At 46.3% G+C, this 21,435-nt stretch carries 15 protein-coding genes; 8 read left to right on the forward strand and 7 right to left on the reverse strand.

What is annotated here, in order from left to right:
- The first annotated feature begins 15 nt into the window (after nt 1-15).
- The 8 genes from efp to xth all read left to right on the forward strand — a co-directional run bounded on the left by efp (nt 16) and on the right by xth (nt 10,634).
- Entirely contained in the window at nt 16-576 is a 561-nt protein-coding gene (gene efp / locus KXD93_RS08235; RefSeq protein ID WP_258136521.1) for an elongation factor P, read from the forward strand.
- A gap of 542 nt (nt 577-1,118) precedes the next feature.
- Nucleotides 1,119-4,157, forward strand: coding sequence for a SusC/RagA family TonB-linked outer membrane protein (locus KXD93_RS08240; RefSeq protein ID WP_258136523.1), 3,039 nt, complete (start codon nt 1,119-1,121; stop codon nt 4,155-4,157).
- 18 nt (nt 4,158-4,175) lie between these two features.
- Entirely contained in the window at nt 4,176-5,762 is a 1,587-nt protein-coding gene (locus tag KXD93_RS08245; RefSeq protein WP_258136524.1) for a RagB/SusD family nutrient uptake outer membrane protein, read from the forward strand.
- Between the two features lie 9 nt (nt 5,763-5,771).
- Nucleotides 5,772-7,985 carry an alpha-amylase family protein gene (locus KXD93_RS08250; RefSeq protein ID WP_258136525.1) on the forward strand — a complete coding sequence of 738 codons (2,214 nt, stop codon included), beginning with the start codon at nt 5,772-5,774 and terminating at the stop codon, nt 7,983-7,985.
- A 157-nt stretch (nt 7,986-8,142) separates the two neighbouring features.
- Nucleotides 8,143-8,475 carry an ArsR/SmtB family transcription factor gene (locus tag KXD93_RS08255; RefSeq protein ID WP_258136526.1) on the forward strand — a complete coding sequence of 111 codons (333 nt, stop codon included), beginning with the start codon at nt 8,143-8,145 and terminating at the stop codon, nt 8,473-8,475.
- Nucleotides 8,465-8,932 carry an SRPBCC domain-containing protein gene (locus KXD93_RS08260; protein WP_258136527.1) on the forward strand — a complete coding sequence of 156 codons (468 nt, stop codon included), beginning with the start codon at nt 8,465-8,467 and terminating at the stop codon, nt 8,930-8,932. Before KXD93_RS08255 ends, KXD93_RS08260 begins: the two co-directional genes overlap by 11 nt.
- Before the next feature lie 5 nt (nt 8,933-8,937).
- Nucleotides 8,938-9,813 carry an alpha/beta fold hydrolase gene (locus KXD93_RS08265; RefSeq protein WP_258136528.1) on the forward strand — a complete coding sequence of 292 codons (876 nt, stop codon included), beginning with the start codon at nt 8,938-8,940 and terminating at the stop codon, nt 9,811-9,813.
- A gap of 44 nt (nt 9,814-9,857) precedes the next feature.
- Nucleotides 9,858-10,634, forward strand: coding sequence for an exodeoxyribonuclease III (gene xth / locus KXD93_RS08270; protein ID WP_258136529.1), 777 nt, complete (start codon nt 9,858-9,860; stop codon nt 10,632-10,634).
- 3 nt (nt 10,635-10,637) lie between these two features.
- Here the strand turns inward: xth and KXD93_RS08275 are convergent, their stop codons facing one another.
- From KXD93_RS08275 to KXD93_RS08305, 7 genes are all read right to left on the reverse strand, one after another.
- Nucleotides 10,638-11,939: an ATP-binding protein gene (locus KXD93_RS08275; RefSeq protein ID WP_258136530.1), complete on the reverse strand. Its 1,302-nt coding sequence runs from the start codon at nt 11,937-11,939 to the stop codon at nt 10,638-10,640.
- Nucleotides 11,940-11,973: 34 nt separating this feature from the next.
- Nucleotides 11,974-13,224 carry an eCIS core domain-containing protein gene (locus tag KXD93_RS08280; protein WP_258136531.1) on the reverse strand — a complete coding sequence of 417 codons (1,251 nt, stop codon included), beginning with the start codon at nt 13,222-13,224 and terminating at the stop codon, nt 11,974-11,976.
- Between the two features lie 29 nt (nt 13,225-13,253).
- Nucleotides 13,254-14,549, reverse strand: coding sequence for an eCIS core domain-containing protein (locus KXD93_RS08285; RefSeq protein ID WP_258136533.1), 1,296 nt, complete (start codon nt 14,547-14,549; stop codon nt 13,254-13,256).
- 35 nt (nt 14,550-14,584) lie between these two features.
- Complete coding sequence (locus tag KXD93_RS08290; protein ID WP_258136535.1) at nt 14,585-16,144, reverse strand: eCIS core domain-containing protein; 1,560 nt, start codon at nt 16,142-16,144, stop codon at nt 14,585-14,587.
- 4 nt (nt 16,145-16,148) lie between these two features.
- Entirely contained in the window at nt 16,149-18,959 is a 2,811-nt protein-coding gene (locus KXD93_RS08295) for an eCIS core domain-containing protein (protein WP_258136537.1), read from the reverse strand.
- 10 nt (nt 18,960-18,969) lie between these two features.
- Nucleotides 18,970-20,220, reverse strand: a complete 1,251-nt coding sequence (locus KXD93_RS08300; protein WP_258136538.1) for an eCIS core domain-containing protein — start codon at nt 20,218-20,220, stop codon at nt 18,970-18,972.
- A gap of 80 nt (nt 20,221-20,300) precedes the next feature.
- Entirely contained in the window at nt 20,301-21,431 is a 1,131-nt protein-coding gene (locus KXD93_RS08305) for an eCIS core domain-containing protein (RefSeq protein WP_258136539.1), read from the reverse strand.
- Between the last annotated feature and the right edge of the window lie 4 nt (nt 21,432-21,435).

Genomic DNA, 21,435 nt, shown 5'->3' on the forward strand with positions numbered 1-21,435 from the left:
TATTAGCATATTTTCATGGCAAAGGCATCTGAAATTAAAGTAGGGAATATATTACGTTTCAACGGCGAACTCGTAACTGTTATTGAAGTTCTGCACCGTACACCGGGTAAAGGCGGGGCTTTCTATCTCGACAAGTTCCGCAACATTAAAACGGGCAGAATTGTGGAGGCCCGTTTGGCAACCGACGAGCAGGTGGAGATTTGCCGCGTTGAGACTAACGATTTCCAATATCTTTATGAAGATGGCGAGTTTATGGTGATCATGGATAACACCAGTTATGAGCAACATAATATTCCGAAGGCTTTATTCGGTCCGGCCGTGAAATTTTTAAAGGAAGGGATGAACGTAATTGTTTCCTTCGAAAGCGAAGAGCCTATTATGGCGCAGGCCCCTAATTTTGTAGAATTGGAAATTACCTATGCCGAGCCGGCTGTTAAAGGCGACACATCTTCGGGTGCGCTTAAATATGCAACAACGGAAAATGGCGTAGAAATAAAAGTGCCGCTTTTTGTAAACCAGGGCGACAAAGTAAAAGTAGATACCCGCACCGGAGAATATATTGAACGCGTAAAATAGATCATCGTAAATTCTTCAAATAACTTTGATCAGCTGCAGGTGGAACCTATGCTTTCAGCCGATTTAACATTACAAAAAGCCGCTATATATATTTAGGCGGCTTTTTCCGTATAAACAAGATCCAGGTTCCTGCCACCTGGGGCTTTAAGCGTCCTTTTCAAACTTTAACGTTTTAGCATATTCCATCTGCGACTTATGCTGGATTTTTCTATTAAATAATCGTAATAAAATCCATCATCTCCATAATAATAGCCATTTCGTTTCGCGGATTATTCAGTGAGATTTACATTAACCAATTAGAGCCGGTTCTCTTAATTCAGGATTATCGTTTCTGTATCTTGTAAATACACACTTAACAAAGCTTAAAACCAGGGTAAAAATGTTTTTTACAACGCGAAACGATATGCCGGGCATTTTTAAATGGATATTGCATTGTCGTAATATAATCTATCGATATAAAAACAAGCTCTAGCTCAAAATAATGATATAAGCCGCTAAAAGAAGCAGATCAACAATAAATAACCTAATTAACCCAATAAAAAATGAGAAAATTATTACTAATTTTTGTGCTTGGAGTTACCTGTGCCTTTAGTGCAGTGGCCCAGGAAAAACAGATCAGGGGGCTGGTGCTGGATGCTGTCACCAAACAATCGCTGCCCCTGGCTACCATCACCATCAAAACCAAGGGATCGCCCGAAACAAAGCTGATCACCGATGATAAGGGCGCGTTTAAACTGAATGCAGCTACAGGAACCACTTTGCAGGCAACCTACACCGGTTATGTACCTAAGCAGGTAACGGTAACAGATACCACAACCACTATTAGCTTTTTATTGGAGGTTAACGGAAATGCGCTTTCTGAAGTAGTGGTTATTGGCTATGGCAAGGAAAAACGGACAGATCTTACCAGCTCCGTTTCCAGTATTTCGGCTAAGGAAATCACTGAACTACCTGCAACCAACCTGGCAGCTGCGCTGGCATCACGCACACCCGGTTTGGAGGTGCATGGCACAGGTTATGCGCCCGGTTCAGGTTCGGCTATTAACGTGCGGGGGATCAACTCCATTACACAAAGCGAGGGCCCATTATATGTTGTTGATGGTGTTGCTTTAGTTGGCGATATCCGCTCCATCAACCCTAATGATATCGAATCGGTGGAGATCTTAAAGGACGCGGCAGCAGCAGGGATCTATGGATCAAGGGCTGCTGCAGGCGTGATCATAGTAACTACCAAAAAGGCTAAGGCAGGTGTTTCTACAATAGATTTTGATGTTTATTACGGTGTGCAAAAACCTGTTACCGTTTACAAAATGCTGAACGGGCATGATTATGCAGAACTAAAACGCAGCGCCTACTTTGACGCCGATCCGCTAACTTACCCGCTTGGCACCGGCGACCCTAAAGTGTTTAACAGCTACGAGTTGCAAAGTATTGCCGATGGTTATAAAACCTACGATTGGCAGAAAGCCATAACCCATCAAAATGCGCCGATGCAGAACTACTCCATTGCCATCTCAAACGGAACAAGTAGAAACAAGGTTTATTTCAGCGGAAACTACCAGAACCAGTCGGGTGTGCTGATCAATACCGGGTATAAAAAATACAATGCGTTTTTCAGCGAGGAATCCACGCTTTCGAATATCGTAAAGGTTGGCGGGAGCGCTTCAATAACTTACGATAATACCCAAAGCCCGAGCTCCAGCGAGTTCCAGCAGGCTTTAACGCAAAGTCCGCTGATGCCAATTTACGGGGCCGACGGTCAGCCGCTGGTTATCACCGACAACACTACCGGAACGTTAACCATCCGTAATCCGCTAACTTCGGCGCTTTACTCGGTGCATAACAACAATACTACCCGTACCGATGGTAATATTTATTTGGAAGTAACACCGATAAAGAACCTTGTACTCCGCTCCAGCATTGGCGCTGACCTTTACCAGGGCGAATCAGACACCTATTATCCGCGCAACACCGGCGAAGGCTTTTCAAGCAACGGGCAGGCAGAGATCTACCATTATAAATCAACCGATATACTATGGGAAAATACAGCTACCTATAGCCTCACTGCAAAAGACCATGAATTAAATCTACTGGGAGGCTTCACGTACGAAAGGCATGAAAACGTTGCTGCAGATATGCAGGGCACCCAATTCCCCACCGATCTGTTAAGCTATAAAGACATTGGCAGCGCAGGCATCAAAACCCAGGACAATTCAAATTATGACGGCTGGGCGGTAAGATCTTTACTTGCAAGGGCTATCTACAAATACAAAGGCCGTTACATTATCAACGTAACAGCCCGCCAGGACGGATCTTCACGGTTCGGCCCTGACAGCAAATTTGGGTTCTTCCCATCGTTTAGCGGTGCGTGGAGATTGATAGACGAACCATTTATCGGTTACAAATTCCGTACGGTGGTTAATGACCTGAAATTCCGCATGAGCTATGGTCTTATCGGTAACCAGAACTTACCATACGATGCTATCTACACCCGCTTTAATCAATCGCAATATCCGTTTAATGGCTCATCTGTAACCAGCGGCTACCAGGTTGGCGGCACGGCAGGCAACAGCGACTTGCAATGGGAGCGCCAACACCAGTTTAACGTTGGTACTGATATTGCCTTGTTCAATAACCGCGTGCAGTTTAGTGCAGATGTATACAATAAAAACATCAGCAGCTTGTTGCTGCCATTCACGCTTGCACCATCATCGGGCTTTTATAACGAGCAGATAAACGTGGCTGCCATGAACACCAAAGGCATCGACCTTACATTAAAGATCACACCTGTACAGGCAAAACATTTTACCTGGCAAACATCGCTTAACTGGTCGAAATACAAGAGCAAGATCACCAAACTGTTCCCGGGAAGAGACTCCATCAGCCTTTCTTTAAGGGTTGGTTTGCCGCCAAGCGGAACTTTTGTTAACTACGTGTACGATGGTATTTATCAGCAAGGTGATAACTTCGCCCTTAATCCAAACGGCAAGCCGGGTGACATCAAGATCAAAGACGTAAACGGCGATGGAAAAATCACCCCGCTTGATGAAGTTGTTGTTGGCTCAAGCATTCCAAAGGGATGGGGCGGTTTCTGGAACTACTTCAGGTATGATGCATTCTCCATGACCGTATTTACAACTTACGAGTATGGGCAACAGTTAAATAACCTTACTTATACCAATTTAACTTATTATAACGCAGTTTACGGAAACACTGGCAACGTAACACAGGCCGGTGGTAATTATTGGACGCCGACAAATACCAACACCAATATCCCGCGTCCTAACGCATTCGGTACTTCGCTTAAAACGTTACCAGGCGGACCGGGACAAGGCTCAAGCTATTCGATTGAAAGTGCCAGCTATGTGCGGATAAAAAATATAACGCTTGGATACGATATTCCTAATAAGCTGCTGCAAAAAGCAAGGATCAGGAGCCTGCACGTTTATGCGCAGGCTATCGAACCGTTCCTATTCTCGAAATACAAAGGTTTGGATCCTGATGTTGCCGGCGACTACGGCAGCAATGAGACCTATCCGAGATACCGGACATTCATACTTGGTTTAAAATTAGGCTTATAACTATTAAAAATATTTAAAATGAAACTTTTTAATTCATCTTCAAAATTATTGCTCATCATCCCGGTTATTGGGCTGATGATGCTGGCGGGCTGCCGTAAGCAGCTTGATTATACGCCTGAGGTATTCCTTTCGGCACAGCAGGTTTACAAGGACCAGGCTGGCGCTATTGCCGGGGTAACAGGCATCTACAAACAACTACAGGTATTAAAAACCTCAGATTATGCATTGATTGGTATAATTGGAACCGACGAGGCCCGCTGTACCTACCAGAGCCAGGGTTATGGCGCCTATTGGGCAGGTGTTACCGGGTTGGATGTTTACGACATCCAGTTTAACAGCCAGAATGCAGATGTAAGTGGTTATTGGAGCGATAGCTACCAGGGAATTGCCAACGCAAACTATGCCATACAATATATTCCTGAAATAAAAGGCTTCGCCGACCCAAGTGTGCAGGCGCGTTTATTGGGCGAAGCGCACTTCATGCGCGCGTTGTTCTATTTTCAATTGGTACAACTATATGGCGATATTCCGTTGAGGCTGGAAAATATGTCATTCTCTGACGGTGTTAAACGTTCGCCTGTTGCTGATGTTTATGCTAAGATAATCTCAGACTTGAAATTTGCCGAGGCCAATTGCTGGGTGAAAAGCAAAAATCCTGATCCGGGCCGGGCAAGCGTTGAAGCTGCCAAGGCATTATTGGGCAAGGTTTATTTAACCCAGCACGATTATCAGAATGCTAAAACAACTTTCGAGGACCTGATAGCAACCGGAAACCTTTCGCTATTGACAAACTATGCCGATTTGTTTGACGGTAAGCACGAAAACAATGCGGAATCTCTCTTTGAGATTCAGTTCTCTACAGACGCCGGAAACAGCCAGGGCTTACAAAACCTGTTTGGCTCATACGCCGGGCCGCCAATACCTCATGAAAACTTTGATAAACACACCCCGGGTTATGGTGGTACCGTGGTAATGGCAACTAAATATTATTCGGATACTGTTTTTGCGAAACCTTACTCATGGGAATATCAATATGATACCCGTTACGCAGCGTCGATCAACCATGACCGTTATGACGGCAATGGTAATACCATGAGCTGGTGGGTAGACCCGGGATTGCCGACTATAAAGAAATATGATATTTCAAGCTCCGACATCGACGCTTACACATCAGGCAAAAATCTTTACTATCTTCGTTCGGCAGATGTTTTCCTGATGTATGCGGAAACACTCAATGAGTTGGGCCAGACACAAGCTGCCTTAGCGCCACTTAACAAAATACGAGAACGTGCTTTCGGTAATAACACGCTTGATTTTTCAACTACCAGCCAGGATGATTTGCGTGACATAATCATGGACGAACGCAGCCGTGAATTGGGAGCCGAAGGCTGGCGCTGGTTCGACCTGAAACGCACCGGTACACTGGTTCAACGGGTAATGGCACACAATAATCCCAAGGCCATGTATATGAAACAAAATGGCACGACCGACGATCCGCATCCGGCACAAAATGTATCGGCCAAAAATAATTTGTACCCTATACCATTGAGCGAATTGCAGAACAACCAGGCCTTAACGCTGGGCAGCCAGAACCCTGGTTATTAAAAATAAGATATGAAGCGAATATTAGTTTGTAAAATTTCAATCCTGATCCTGTGCATACATAGCTTGTATGCGCAGGATTTGCGCAATTATAAGGATAGTACAGTTATCAGCAACCCGCAGGTAAAAGTCGTTGTCGATAATATAAAAGGCAGGATCTCCTACCGATTTGCCAGCGGCGCCTATGCCGAAAATACCGTGGCTTATATCAATGATGTCAACCTTGGTTATTTTGCCAGCAGCGATTTCAGCACGCATACAGTTACGTCTGCAAATATTAGCGACAGTTTGGGCACCGGCTTAAAGATCGACATTAAACATACTGATGATAAGCTGAAATTATCCTTAACCCAGCACATCACCATCTATAAAGATCAGTCGTACCTGGTAATCAGTGTTGATGCTGCCGGAGCGGATAAAAGCGTGATGCCAGAAACGCGGGATATCAGCCCGCTCGCCATTTTGCCCAAACAACAAGGCAAGCTGTATATCCCGGGTAGTGAGCCTCGCATACTTGATGTGCCCTTTGACAACGACAACTGGGTTCCCGACCTGGAGCGCAAATGGTCCGCAACCGGAACAGCGCCCGTTGAAGGGATCAGTTATGAATTGTCGTCGATATACGACAATAACACCTTTGCCGGGATAGTAACGGGTAGCCTCAAACACGATTTCTGGAAAACGGGTATTGTTTACCGTACGGGCTCTGCAACGGGTGTTGTTGATTCGCTTAAGATCTTCGGCGGGGCGGCTACTGAAGATAATAAATCAAAAAAGCCGGCTTACGGTGGGCTTGATGGCACGCACGACCATGCACCACACGGTACGATGACGGGCGAAACGGTGAGTTCCCCGCTAATTTACCTTTCCGGCACAAATGACATCCGCAAGGTTTTTGTTGACTACGGCAATGCCAACGCAAAGCTAAACGGTCGCCTGCAATGGAAGGGCTATGCCCCGGTTTACTGGAACAGCTTTGGTGTTGAGGGCGTTTTGGGTTACGAAAAGGTAATGATGCCGCCGGGCGTGCTTAAGATAACCGATTTCATCCGTACGCTGGATAACTTTAACAAATACGCCAAGCCTGTTTTGAGTATCGACTCGTATGACCAGGACATTTATACAACCGAACTTTTAGCATCGCTGGGCAGGTACGCCAAAAAGAATAACCAGCAAATGGGATTCTATTTTATTCCTTTTGCGATGTGGACCTGGAAGAATTCCATCGATGATAAGGAAATGCCCGGCTCACATTACCAATTGCGGGAGGTAGTGCTGCGTGATAAAAACGGTCAGCCTATAATGTATAAGGAAGGAGATTTTTGCGCCTATGCGCTTGATCCTACGCATCCGGGTGTTCGCCTGTATGTGATCAATCAGTTGGAAAAGGCCAAAGCAATCAATGCCAAATTTATTAAGATCGATTTTTTGAGCGCAGGTTCATTGGAGTCGACTGTAAGGTATGATTCGAAGGTGAGATCGGGGATGCATGCTTATAGCGATGGCATGAAGATGCTGAAGGCGCTTGCCGATTCTATTATGGGTAAGGATATTTTTATCACCCAGGCTATTTCGCCAATGTTCCCTAACCAATATGCGCATACCCGTTTTGTTTCAACAGATGTATACTCGCACCTGCGTGATGATGAAAAGGGATTTCCCAGCTGGGGCAGCACGGAATCATCAATGGCAACCGGCTCGCATATGTGGTGGGTGCAGGGAACCCTATGGCCCTATACCAACCTGGATGTTGCCATCATGAAGAACTTCCAGAAAAATCCCGATCTCAGCGAACAGGAAATAAAAGTAAGAATGTACGCCATGATGACCATGGGCAGCATCCTCGGTGATGGCTCCGACTTTAGGAACAAGATCGCTGCTGACCGGGCAAAGATCTATCTAAACAACAAGAATATTTGTGAGTTTTTCAGCGATCCGAAAGTGTTTACCCCGCTAAAATTTGCTGATGGAGAAAGCTTTGATCAGCAATTAGCCTTTTATCTTAAGGGTGATACTACGCTGGTATCTGTATTTAATTTTGACAAGGTAAAACCCATGCAGCAGGAGATCTTTTTAAAGGATCTTGGCCTCGCTAACGGGCACTATGTGCTAAAGGATTTTTTAACCGATGCTGTTATTGGCGAAATTGAAGCCGGAAAGGCATCGTTCACTTTAAAGGTGGAGCATGAGGATGCAGCGCTGGTGAAGATTGTGGCGGCGAAATAGCTGATCCGTTAGTTAATTCTTATTGATAATAATCAAAGCCGCCTTGCTGGGCGGCTTTTTTGGATTTTAAGCTATTGTAATGCGCTTAAATTATTTTCAATAAAATTTGCGCAAGTAAATACTTGCATTTATATTTGCAAGCACTTACTTGCATAAAATGAAAGCCAGACGCGATGTATACCAGGCAATAGCCGACCCAACCCGCCGCGCGATAATCAATATGATTGCCGCCCAGCCCCATAATGTAAATGCCATTGCCGACAAGTTTGACATGACGAGGCAGGCCATCTCGTTGCACGTAAAGATCCTTACTGATTGTGGCCTCATTGCCATAAAACAACAAGGGCGCGACCGGTTTTGCGAAGCGCAGCTGGACCAGCTAAGTGAGGTATCGGCTTTTGTTGATCAGTACCGCAAGCATTGGGAAAGTAAGGTTGATGCATTGGAAACGTATTTGGAAAAACTAAAAAAAGAACGCTATGGAAAATAAAAAAAGCAGCACGCACGACAGGGAGCTCCACATCACCAGAACATTGAACGCACCCGTAGAATTGGTTTGGGAAGCCTGGAGCAAACCGGAACATATTGCCAACTGGTGGGGCCCAAACGATTTTACAACCACCATCAGCACCATGGACATGGTGCCGGGAGGCGAATGGAACCTGGTAATGCATGGCCCCGACGGAAAGGACTACATCAACAAAAGCATCTTTAAAGAAATAATCCCCCTTAAAAAGATTGTTTATGAGCACACTTCTTATCCCTGGATCCTTGCAACCATTGATTTTGAAGAACGGGGTGAACAAACGTTTATCAGCTGGCACATGCTGTTCGCTTCGCACGAGGACTTTATAGAAGTGGTAAAGGTTTACAAAGCAGACGTTGGCCAAAGGCAAAATGTAGATAAGCTGGAGGTTTACCTGGAGGGAATGAGCAACCAAGCCTGAGCGCCATGAAAAAATCAGTCAATCATTTAAACAGAATTACGCTGGTTGCTTTATTTCTGATGGCATCAGCAATATCATTGAACGCACAAACTAAAAATATGGAAAAGATAACCACAGGCCATGCCCCGGTAAATGGCATCAATATGTATTACGAAATCCATGGGGAGGGTGCCATGCCTTTGGTTTTGATCCATGGCGGCGGGTCGACCATTGAAAGCACGTTTGGTAATATCCTGCCTTTGCTTTCAGCTAAAAATAAAATAATTGCCGTTGAGCTGCAGGCCCATGGCCGTACCAGCGACCGAGATGCACCTGAATCATTCGCGCAGGACGCCGACGACGTTGCAGCCCTGCTTAGATATTTAAAAGTGGACAAAGCGGATATAATGGGGTTCAGCAATGGCGGCAGCACTACTATGCAAATTGCTATACGGCATCCCGAGGTGGTCAACAAAATAATAGTTATTGCAGGCGCAACCAAACGCAGCGGTTTTATCCCCGGCTTTTTTGAATACATGCCGAACGCAACGATTGCTGATATGCCGGCATTTTTAAAAAAGGACTTCTTAAAAGTAACCCCCGACGAAGCTAAATTACAAACCATGTTCGAAAAGGACAAACAACGCATGGTAACCTTTAAGGATTGGAACGATGACGATTTAAAAGGAATAAAAGCCCCGGCCCTGTTTATGGCGGCGGATAAGGACGTAATAACCGTGGAGCATACTGCAGAGATGGCCCGCCTGGCACCCGGCGCACAATTAGTGATATTACCCGGCAAGCACGGTGCGTTTATTGGTGAGGGAGAAGCAAATACAGCAAAGGACAGGATACTAATAGGAGTAAGCGTTACGCTGATTGATGAGTTTTTGAGTGAATAGCGATTGATTTTAATTCTCCGGAAACATCTGCTAAATTTACTCCCATGAAAATAGCCACCTATAATGTGAACGGAGTTAATGGTCGCCTGCCTGTGCTGTTGCGCTGGCTGAATGAAACCACGCCTGATGTTGTTTGTCTGCAGGAACTAAAGGCCCCGCAGGAGAAATTTCCCGAACAAGCCATCCTGGATGCTGGTTACAATGCCATATGGCACGGGCAAAAAAGCTGGAACGGGGTGGCTATCCTGGCCCGGAATGCTGAAATTAAAGAAGTAAGGCGTGCATTGCCGGGCGATCCTGAAGATGAGCACAGCCGCTATATTGAAGCAGAAGTAAATGGCATTACCATTGGGTGCCTTTATCTCCCAAATGGCAACCCGGCGCCCGGCCCAAAGTTTGATTACAAGCTGCGCTGGTTTGAACGGTTACGGCTCCATGCCGCAGAATTGTTTGCATCGAGTATGCCGGTAGTTTTAACCGGGGATTATAACGTTATGCCAACCGAGATTGATGCTTACAAACCGGAACGATGGGTAGAAGATGCCCTGTTCAGGCCTGAAACACGGGCGGCTTTTAAAACCCTGGTCGACCAGGGCTGGACGGATGCTATCCGAAAACTATATCCAACAGAAACGATCTATACCTTTTTCGACTATTTCCGGGATGCTTACGGCCGCAATGCAGGTTTGAGGATAGACCACTTCCTGCTGAGCCCGCAACTGGCGAGTCGGCTTACCGCTGCTGCAGTTGACAGAAACGTGCGCGGATGGGAGAAAACCAGCGACCATTGCCCGGTCTGGATCGAATTGGCCGATGAGTAATTTTTAATTCATCGTCCGCTCTTCCTTCCGGTATTCCTTCCGCATGGCTTCAACTATGTCGTCAATACGCAGATATTGGTCATTTTTTGAGATGGACTGCAATGCCGCGTAATGGATCACATTCAGGATGGCAGCACCACTTAGCTCATATTTATCGGCAATTTTTTTCAGGTCGATGGCCTGATCAAGCTGGTAGGAAGCCGGGATCGATTTCTCCCACAGTATTAATCGCTCTTCCGCACTCGGAACTGCAAAATGGATAATGGTATGAAACCGCCTTAAAAAGGCCTCATCCATGTTGCCCTTTAAGTTAGATGCCAGTATAACTAACCCGGGAAAATCTTCTATCCTTTGCAGCAAATAGCTTACTTCCTGGTTGGCATACCTGTCGTTCGAGCTGCGTACCTCTGTACGTTTGCCGAACAAAGCATCAGCCTCGTCAAAAAACAGGATCCAGTTTTTATTTATCGCCTTAACAAAAATAGTCTCCAGGTTTTTCTCTGTTTCACCAATGTACTTGCTCACCACCTGCGAAAGATCGATCCGGTAAACGTCCCTGTTTAAATGATTGCCGAGCAACGATGCCGTAAGCGTTTTACCTGTTCCCGGTGGCCCGTGAAAAAGTGCTTTGTACCCGGGTTTTATTTTACGCTTCATAACCGCATCCTGCATCAGGGTTTCGTTGTGTTTTACCCAAATAACAATATCATTAAGCTGATTTTGGGTGTGGGAATTTAAAACAAGATCATCCCAGGTCATTGCCGTGGTGATCTTCTTTGCCGGAAACTCGGGGCCGAATTTTGGCGCAACTTCATTGCCGGTAAGCAAGCGGTTAACCCACTCATGGTTAATTATAATCCTGCCGCTCATTAAAGGTTCACCTTCCTTCACCGCTTCGAGCGAAAGCACCAGTTGCCTCACCATTATACCCTCCGTAAGAAAATGCTGAATTACCGTGCGCTTAGTCAGGTCACTGCCGGCAAGTATAAACTGTGCCGTTTCGCCGGTAGGCAATAGGCCCCGGTGATTGCTACCCCTCACCCCACCAAACTCGGGGAAATCGCCGCCCTGTGGCATAGCTTCCTTAATTACCTCGTCATAAAAATTGGGGTAGATATGGGGGATAAGGGCGATAAGTAAAATAATGCTCTCCTGTGGGGCTAATTGTATTTCATGCTTTTGAAACTCTTCTGTGATAGACCCTGCAAGGTTTCCTAAGTCCCATTCAGTGCTATAATCTTTTTGGATAATAGCCTTCAGAAAGCCTGCAAATGGTTGAATATATGTTTCTATGTTTTTGAACATGGTTTTAATTGGCTTTTACTTAATTAACTTTTGCCTATGCTGCAGCCTTATCGGCATTAACTGATTTATCGTCCGCATTGGCCACTTTTGTATTAGAATCACCCGATGGTTCCGGGAAATCACCGGGAGGACATAGGCCGCTTGAACCAACGCAATCCTCCAGGTACGGATTATTTGTAGCTACCCAATGCCCCATCATATCCGGGGATGGGCTCAACGGAGCAGGCGATTTTTTTGTTTTGAAGAGGGCCTCTGCCTTTGGAAGGTCAAACCCGTTATAAAACGTGCACAATAATGCCGGCTCACACCTGATATTATAGCCGGCCCCTGTTGCAAGGTCGGCGAAGGCATCCATTATCGCCCCAATATATTCAATTGATCCGCTGGTAGTTTTTAACAAGGCCTTTCGGTCATCCATTGTTTGTTGTGGCAAATAACCCCGGTCTTCCACCTCCTTCGATACAGGGTCGCCTTCCTTATAAGGCCATGGGCTGGATTTATAATGAACCTTGCCAGGTCCAACAGCTCTGAAGCTACTTGACATTGCATTCTCAAGAGCTTCCCAGGCGATAGCCCCCGCGATGGCGCGGCGGTCAATCCGCCACTTCGACTCGGCCGCTACAATTAACGACAAATTACTTATCATCCAGTTTTTTACCTTTTCTTTTGGAGTGCTTCCGACGGTTGCGGTAGCCGACAATTCAAACGAAATATCCGGTTTCCTTTGGATGGTATCATTTTGCTGAACAACGTGCGTTAACTCATGAGCGATCAGCTTTTTCCCGCTGTCACTTTCCGGCGAATATTGTCCGCTATTAAAAACAATATTATTCCCCGTGGTATAGGCCAACGCATTTATGGACTGTGCCGATTTTGCCGCTACCGAATCCGTATGCACCTTTACATTCGAAAAATCATGTCCAAAACGGGGCTCAAAAAATTTCCGGCTGCTATCCGACATTGATTGCCCCGACGAATTTAACGAGCTTACATAATTATCCAGTTCATGCCCTCCCTGTACTTTGCTACCATCGTCTTCTTTGCGGTGCACATGCCTCTCCTGCTCTTCGCATGCCTGGCATTTGCGCCGTATATTGTTATTTGCCGGTTTAAAAAAGACGTTCTGGTTTAATGAGGGATTTGTAATCCGCATAACCTTATCGGCCATAGTATCAGCCTCCTGCTCATAAACATCATTGGGCTGGTTCACTGTAAGCTTGGGCTGAAAAAACACATTGTGTGCTTCCTGCTTTTTTTTTACTTCATTTATTTGCCGGTTAAACATTGCTGCAATATTTCATTTGATTGTTTTTATTAAACTATTGTGCCCTGATTTTTAGGGCCGTCGCCGCAGTTGATCAAAGGGGGGATATTAGTGCCGGCCGGCACTATTCTTAACCGGCTCACTTGGTACAGCATCATGGTTGCAAAACCTGTCCTTACCGATTCATAATGTTTTGGCATAGGCGCTTCTGAAGGATTATTCATTATACCGGCGTTGCGGTCACGGACACCGCTTTTTGTTCCACCGTAGGTATAATCAATGCCATTGGTTGTAAAATATTCTTCCGGGTTCCCAAGCATGTGGCCATATTCATGCGGCACATCTGCCGGGCTGCCCGTTCCCCAATGGGTCATGCCCGTAGTGCCGCCTACGCCTGCCACGCCATTTGCACTGGTTCCAGGATCATTGGGAGTGATGGTATAATGTGCTTTGGACGCATCGGTAACCCATTGTATGTCCACATCAATAGGCAGTACTTTGGGCTCGCAGCCTTGCCATACTTCCAGGTTAAATTGCCCTTTTCCCCATACACTTTCAATAGCGCCTTTCCAGCCTGCCTTTAAAGTGTCCGAAGCGGTTGAAAACAGCCTGGATACTATCGTTATATGATTTGATGTAAGGTCATAAACAATTTGAAATTTTGAATTCCAGGTGATGGTTTTGTTCCAGCTGCTTGCGCTTGCCGGGGCATTGGATATTGTTTCTGTTACTGACTGGTTGGTTTCACTGCTTTTAGTTGCCGGGGCCTTTTGGATACTTTTAGTACCGCCGCTTTGCTGCACTACATGTGTTAATTCATGCGCCATCAGTTTTTTACCGTTATCGCTATCCGGGGAATATTGCCCGCTGTTAAACACAATGTTATTACCTGTAGTATAGGCCAATGCATTTATTGACTGTGCCGATTTTGCCGCTACCGAATCCGTATGCAATTTTACATTTGAAAAATCATGGCCGAATCTAGGCTCAAAAAACTGCCTGCAGCTTTCCGGCAAGGACTGTCCTGATGAGTTTAAAGAGCCGACATAACTATCCAACCCATTATTTCCGGTTGATCCGTTTTCTGAATTTTCCATCCTTTGGATCTTTTGATCTTCTTCACATGTGGAGCATTTGCGTTGAAGGCTATTATTTGCAGGCTTAAAAAAGCTTGTCTGCCCCACGGCAGGATCTGCCATCCGCATCACTTTATCTGCCATCGCATCTGCTTCCTGCTCATACACATCGTTAGGTTGGTTTATTGATAGCCGCGGCTGAAAAAATGCCCGGGATGCCGCGTTACATTTCGCCTTACCGGGTTCGATCATATGTTTTACCTGCTCCATTCTAATAATTCCTGATGTTATCTTTATACTCCTGGTTACAAAGGCGGCAATGCCTTAAATGAGTCCGCCAGGTGGTCGTCCTTACCCATAATTTCGTCATGCCCGGTTCCGGCGGCTGTCACAATAACCTGGTAATTGTCTTTTATCTGCTGTGCATCCTTCGGGTCTAAGCCGGTTGCCTTATCAACAATATCTGTAAACTGTTTCTTTATGTGCTTGTCCAGATCTGTATAGGCGGCTTTGTACGAGCCAGCGGGTGTATAATACCCTCTAAAGCGCATGCTTTTTGCCAGGTAGGCAGCGTGATCAGCAGCTGCGCCTGTTGTGAGGTTATTTACATCTTTCTTAATATTGTCTGTTATCCATTGTTTTACCGCTGCAAGCTCATGCGGTCCGTTGATAGCCTCAAACAACGCCAGCTCCTGCATCTGGCCGGGCGGCTGGCTTGTGCCTCCCGGCTTTAGCATTTCCTCCATAACGTTGCCGCCACCACTGTGGGCAGATACAATTACACGGCCAATATCCGGCGCCTTCTTCCAGCTTTTTTCAGTCGCTATCCTCCCCATTACTTCTTTAATGTAGGCATCACTGTTGAAATTGGCCCCCCAGTCTGATTTTGTGGTGCCTTCCGGCAAAATGCCAATCATCTGGCCATGTCCGCTGGTTATTATTTGCTGTTCAATCCGGTCCAGGCTTATGTCGCGTACGTTACTTTTAACTTCCCGGTACCCTTCATTATGCCCATGTAAATTAAGCAGCACCTCTACCGGTTTTGTGGGGTCCAGTCCATCCGGCACCAGGGCTATAGCCTTTCCTTTAGCCTTCTCTGTGGTATCAACGGGTACTGTTTTTACCGACTGTTTCTTCGTTACCTTGTCTGTTATGGTAACATCTTTTGTCATTGAATCATCCTGATTCCCGGTTTTAAGGCCTTCAAGGGGGATTCGGAGTACAGTTCCTGCTGTAGTTGTTGAAGCTTTACCATCTTTGTCTACATTTTCTGCCGACTTATTAGTCCCTACGCCGTCAGCCCAGCCCGGTGCTCTTTGCACCGTATTAGTTAAACTTTTTGTACTGCCGGACGATTTCGCAGTAGCACCTTGCTGCACCACATGGGTAAGTTCATGTGCCATTAATTTTTTACCGCTATCACTTTCTGGTGCATACTGACCTGTGTTAAATACGATATTGTTACCAGAGGTATAAGCCAGGGCGTTTATTGATTGGGCAGATTTTGCAGCTACCGAATCGGTATGCAACTTTACGTTAGAGAAGTCGTGACCAAACTTTGGCTCAAAAAACTTCCGGCTGCCTTCAGGCATCGATTGGCCGGATGCGCCTAATCCTCCAACATAACTATCCAATTTATCGCTTCCCATCCCGGCACCGTCCCCGCTTTCCTTACGATGGATTGTCTGACTTTCGGCTGCGCTACCCGTGCCGGCCTGCAAAACTTTATCGGCCATAGCATCCGCTTCTTGTTCATAAACATCCCCGGGCGTGTTTATAGAATACTTTGCCTGGAAAAACAATGGTTTTGCACCCGGCTTGCTTTGGCATTTATCCTTATGACCTATGTTTTCATATAAACTCATGCTGTCAGTTATTTACTGTATATTTTCCTGTTATGTTTAGCACACTATTTCCTGTTTTGTCAGAAATAGCCTTAAACCTTATAAATGATCCCGGAGGCACCGGCGACAACGTAACCTGGTAATCACCGCCTTTACCCGGCTCTCCTATAACCTGGAGCGGATCGAGGGCACTAATATCTCCTCCCTTTGATTTGGTAACGAAAACATGCAAACGGGTATGGTCAGTTAAAAAATCAATATGAACAGACAGGCTTATCTTTGAATCCTTTACGCCACCCACACTTTTTGAATCGGGAGTGATGAATTTTTCAGGCACAGCCGCTGATGCACCTGAGCCTGCTGCTGCACTTGCATGTACCGGGATTATAAGGTGCTGACCCACTGTTACATCTGTTTTGCCTAAATTGTTCGCCCTTATAATGTCGAAGCTGGTCACCCCGTTTTGATCGGCTACAGAACTTAAGGTGTCATCTGTAATAACAGTAACGTGCCTTATACCTGTAACTTTAACCTTTGGCGGCAAGGCTGCCGCCCCCGGGGCTATACTATTACCTGTAGCAGCATCACTAATACTACCCGAAGGCGCATTAAGGCGTGTGCTAAGGGCAGCGTATGTTTCGCCTGCAACCGTACTTACCGTACTTTCCTCATCAGGGTCGGTAGTTTTATATTGGCCCTTGCCTGAAAGATTTCCTTTATCCGATACGCCATGTGATCCTGCTCCCAATCCAAGCAACTCCGTGTGCCCCAAAAAGTATGCAGCTTTCACATTATCAACCCCAACGGCGTCTCTTATTTTTATGGCTTTATCTCTTTCATCCTCGTAGTCTGTATGATAAAAAACCACGCTTGCGTCGTAGGGGAGGGCTGCTCCTTCTATAATTTTGCGTTTCGGATCGTAAGCCGATGTAGCAATGCGGTTAAAAAGATTTCCCGGCCCCGACCAAAGTTCTCTTCTAAACATATCATTAAACCCCTCCTTAAGTATCTGCATCGTATCATCTTTCATCTGGGTAAAAGTTGCAATAAAATTGGGGTGCGCCAGCAGGTGGATGGATTCATGTAAAATTGTTGTAAATGCATCCCATCTGCCCTTTCTTTTCTCTGCTGCGTCAGCGTCAGCATCACGGATATAAGGATTAATGTTAATTCCATTTGTCGCCTCTGCAGGCCAGCTTTGAACTGTCGTATCAATATCAGGGATCAGCGCCGGGTCGGTCGCAATGCTTTTGGCAACCTTATCCATATCGCCCTGTTTACAATGGTGTGCATTGCCTCCGGCCTGGGTTGAGATCCAGTAATTAACCCAGCCTGTGCGCCCGCTTTCATTTTGCCATTGCGTGGTTACAGATTGGTCTTTCAGCTTACCTTTCACATCAAACGCCCCGGGTGTAAATTTAGAAGAAGCATCATGCGTGGCGCCCATAAGGTAGCTCTTGAAATAGGTTTGCAGCTCGTCCTGCACCACATCAGCCATAGAGTTCATTTGCGGGATTGGTAAAACAGGCGGTTTAGCTTTGGTGGCGGTAAATGTTGTTGCAGTATCGTGCACGTATTTCTCAACCGGTTTTCTGATCTCTTTTTCGAGCCCCGGGGTTGTACAAATTGCATCAGGGCTCGGAACGGTAGTTTTACCACCCGAAGATGTTGCACCCGGAATTAAAGCCGCTTCTGCCTTTGAGCGTTCGTCCTTAGTTAACGCGTGCGTATTGCTCATTACATCATGCTGCACGGTACCTTCTGCCAGCTTTGAAACTTTCATTTTTGACAGTGCTTCAAGCGTTTTTATTATCGATGGCTCACTTACAGGGTCGGAGCCAGCTTTTACTGCCGCACTTTCCGCGTTAAAATCACTATTTGCTATTAAAAGGTGGGTATGTAAAAAATCCTGCAAGGCTGTAATATCGGCCTTGGCATTCGGCATACCTTTGCCCACATTGTCGCCGAGGGTTAAACCATAAATGTTTTGTGCTACCTGTTTACTTAATACAGCCTGCTCATTGGTAGCAATAGCGGCAATAGTTTTAGGAATTGATGCAGCAGGCACAAAGGTCATGGGGGGGATCGCGGCGATAGCAAGCAACTCGGCCGAGTAATCGGCATGGCTCAGGCTGTTTGACCGGTGCAATGATTCAATCACTTCCACCACATCTTCCTTCAGGTTACCGGTATCGCCAACAAGCCTCCCCGAGTCCATTGTGATAGATTGCCTTTGAATAAACCGCTGCAGGTTTGCACCCGGCCCCTGTTGCTGTACTACATGCGTAAGCTCATGCGCCATTAACCTCTTGCCGCCATCGCTATCAGGCGAATATTGACCGGCGTTAAACACAATGTTGTTGCCCGTAGTATAAGCCAGCGCGTTTATAGATTGTGCCGATTTAGCAGCAACAGTATCGGTATGGATCCTCACATTAGAGAAATCATGCCCAAATCGCGGTTCAAAAAAGCTCTTGCTTTCTGCCGACATTTGCTGCCCCGATGAGCTTAAAGAGCTAACATAATTATCAAGCCCGTGGCCCCCGGTAACTTCGTTTACATCGCTTTCTTTGCGGTGTACGTGCTCCTCTTCATCTTCGCAGGCCCGGCATTTACGCTGTAACGTATTATTGGCCGGTTTAAAAAAGGCACTTGCATTCGTCGAAGGGGCGGCCATTCGCATAACCTTGTCAGCCATAGCATCAGCTTCCTGTTCGTATACATCATTAGGCTGATTTATGGTTAGCTTAGGCTGAAAAAATGTACACGGCTTTCCGGCAATCTTATTTAAAGGCTGTGGATTTGAATTTTGTTTACCCGCTGGAGTTATTGACATATGTTGTTTTTTAAGGTATAGGCCACCTGATCCCCCATACCGGGTTATTCATTTCTGCATTAAAGGCCGCTTTTTCGGCGGTTGTCCATGATGTTGTTGTGAAATTATAAGTATCCGTTACAAAAGCGTCAACCTCCCTGCAATTACAGGAACAGCCCATTGTTTGAAGGATGCCTCTTATCCCTTCACGTGGATCAGTAATAGTTGTATTGAACCAGTTTGCAAGCCGCTGTCGTGCCGGGTCAGTAGCAGGGGCAGCAGCAGGTATGGCCCTGAATGCCGCTGGAAACTCGCTTATCTCTGCAGACAATTCAGTTAGTTCCGGTTGCAGGTGCGCCCTTGTGCAGGCAGGCGTTCTGATCCCGGCGGGTCTTGAATGTGGCGCAGTATCAAATATGCCGTGCTGCGATTCGTGTGTAAGGGTTTGTAAAGTGTTTACCCTCCAGTCTTCGCGGTTAAACCGGCCAATTGTAGCTGCCGAAGTTGTATTAAATTGCAGGGCCTGCTGGTTTAAAAAGCCATGTACAAAAACACAATGCCTTGTTGCGCCTGCCATACCAGGCACAACAGTGCCCGAAGGCAATGAGTCGGCTATCCACTGGCTGCAGTCCTCAGTAAACGCTCCTGTTTTAGGCGACATATCCATGTCAATAAAAATGCCCTGAATGGTGGCTAACCTGCCTGGAAACTGCGCCTCCAGAAAGATCTCCAGCTGCGTGGCGCGGCCGCCATGACCGTTGCTCACCGCCACCGATGGCGACTGCGCCAAACGCCTCGTGCGCGCGGCCTCCTCATTTTTTTCCTCCTGGATATCAAATGCCTCGGCAGACCCGGCGATTCCCCCACCTCTGCAAATTGGTGCCGGTGTACAAAGCCGCTGAATGCTTCCCGAACTGCCGTTTTGCTGAATTACATGCGTTAGCTCATGCGCTATTAACTTTTTTTCGCTATCACCTTCGGGCGAATATTGGCCGCCGTGTACCTCGCCTCCATCTTTCTCTTTACGATGCACATGTTTTTCCTCTTCTTCTTCACAAGCCTGGCATTTGCGCTGTGCCGCATTATTTACCGGCCTAAAAAAATAATTCTGCTTTGCCGACAGATCAGTCATCCGCATCACCTTATCGGCCATATGATCGGCCTCCTGCTCGTACACGTCACCAGGCTGATTAACGGTAAGTTTGGGCTGAAAAAATGCCGCACTTACCGGCGGGTTTTGCTTCTGCTTATTAGATGACGCTGTTTGCGGGGCTAAATTCATTGTGTTAAAAATTAATTCTTAAGCATAGCACTTCTTCTCTATTATGCCAGGGAATCACCATTTTTAAATGATTCCTGGATTTATTTTTTTATTATATTAACCTTAGTGTGATAAAGCACACTGTGATAATTTATCTGCTGGATCTCTCCGCCAACGTGTACACATCCATGCGAGCTGGCATCTGTAGGCCCCTGGTGCAATGCTTCGCCTCCATGAAAAAATACCGCAAAGTGCATGTTTGCAGAAAGGTCTTTTGAATACCGGTTGTTCGGGCCCTCCCTTTCTCCGGGTTTGAACGGGGCAGAGTGTGAACCGCTGTTATAGCCAACGCCCTCCATCCGGATTACGTGGAAATTCCCGGCGGTGGTCATCCCGAGTTCGGGTGAACCCGCTGCTACAGTAAAATTCACCGCTGTCATTTTATCTTTATAATATTTGGCCACACCAGTACCTGTCCACATGTTTGCCCCATTGGCATCGGTTTGCTGCTTATCCAGTGTAACAGTAATCTCTTCAATCCATGGTTTGGTTTCCTGGTCTTTATCCCAGTTAAAGCTATCCTCTACCAGGGCGGGTGGCTGGTCTGCCTTACCAAAATTAAAAGCGTTTTTGGGCCGATAGGGTTGCACCCTGTCGCTTTGCTGCACCACATGGGTAAGCTCGTGTGCCATCAATTTTTTTCCACTATCGCTTTCGGGCGAATATTGCCCGCTGTTAAAAATAATATTGTTCCCAGTTGTATAGGCCAGCGCATTTATTGACTGGGCTGATTTCGCCGCAACCGAATCCGTATGAATCTTTACGTTCGAGAAATCATGCCCAAACCGGGGTTCAAAAAACTGCCTGCTGCTTTGAGGCATCGATTGCCCCGTTGAGCCCAAAGAGCCCACATAATTATCCAGATCGTGACCGCCTTGCACGTCACTGCCGTCACTCTCTTTTCTGTGTACAAATTTATCTTCCTCCTCGCAAGCCTGGCATTTGCGTTGCAAAGGTGCGTTTGCAGCGTTAAAAAAAGCGCTTTGGCCGGTGCCTGGATGTGACATATTCATAACCCGGTCGGCCATAGTATCAGCCTCCTGTTCAAAACTGTCGCCAGGTTCATTTACGGTAAGTTTAGGCTGAATGACCGGTTTGAAAAATGGAGTTCCATTAGCCGGGTTATTAGCCTGCTTTTTGTCATCGTTGTGTTTAAAATCAACTGATCCCATATTT

The sequence above is a fragment of the Mucilaginibacter phenanthrenivorans genome, from assembly GCF_024721155.1.
Taxonomy (GTDB): domain Bacteria; phylum Bacteroidota; class Bacteroidia; order Sphingobacteriales; family Sphingobacteriaceae; genus Mucilaginibacter; species Mucilaginibacter phenanthrenivorans.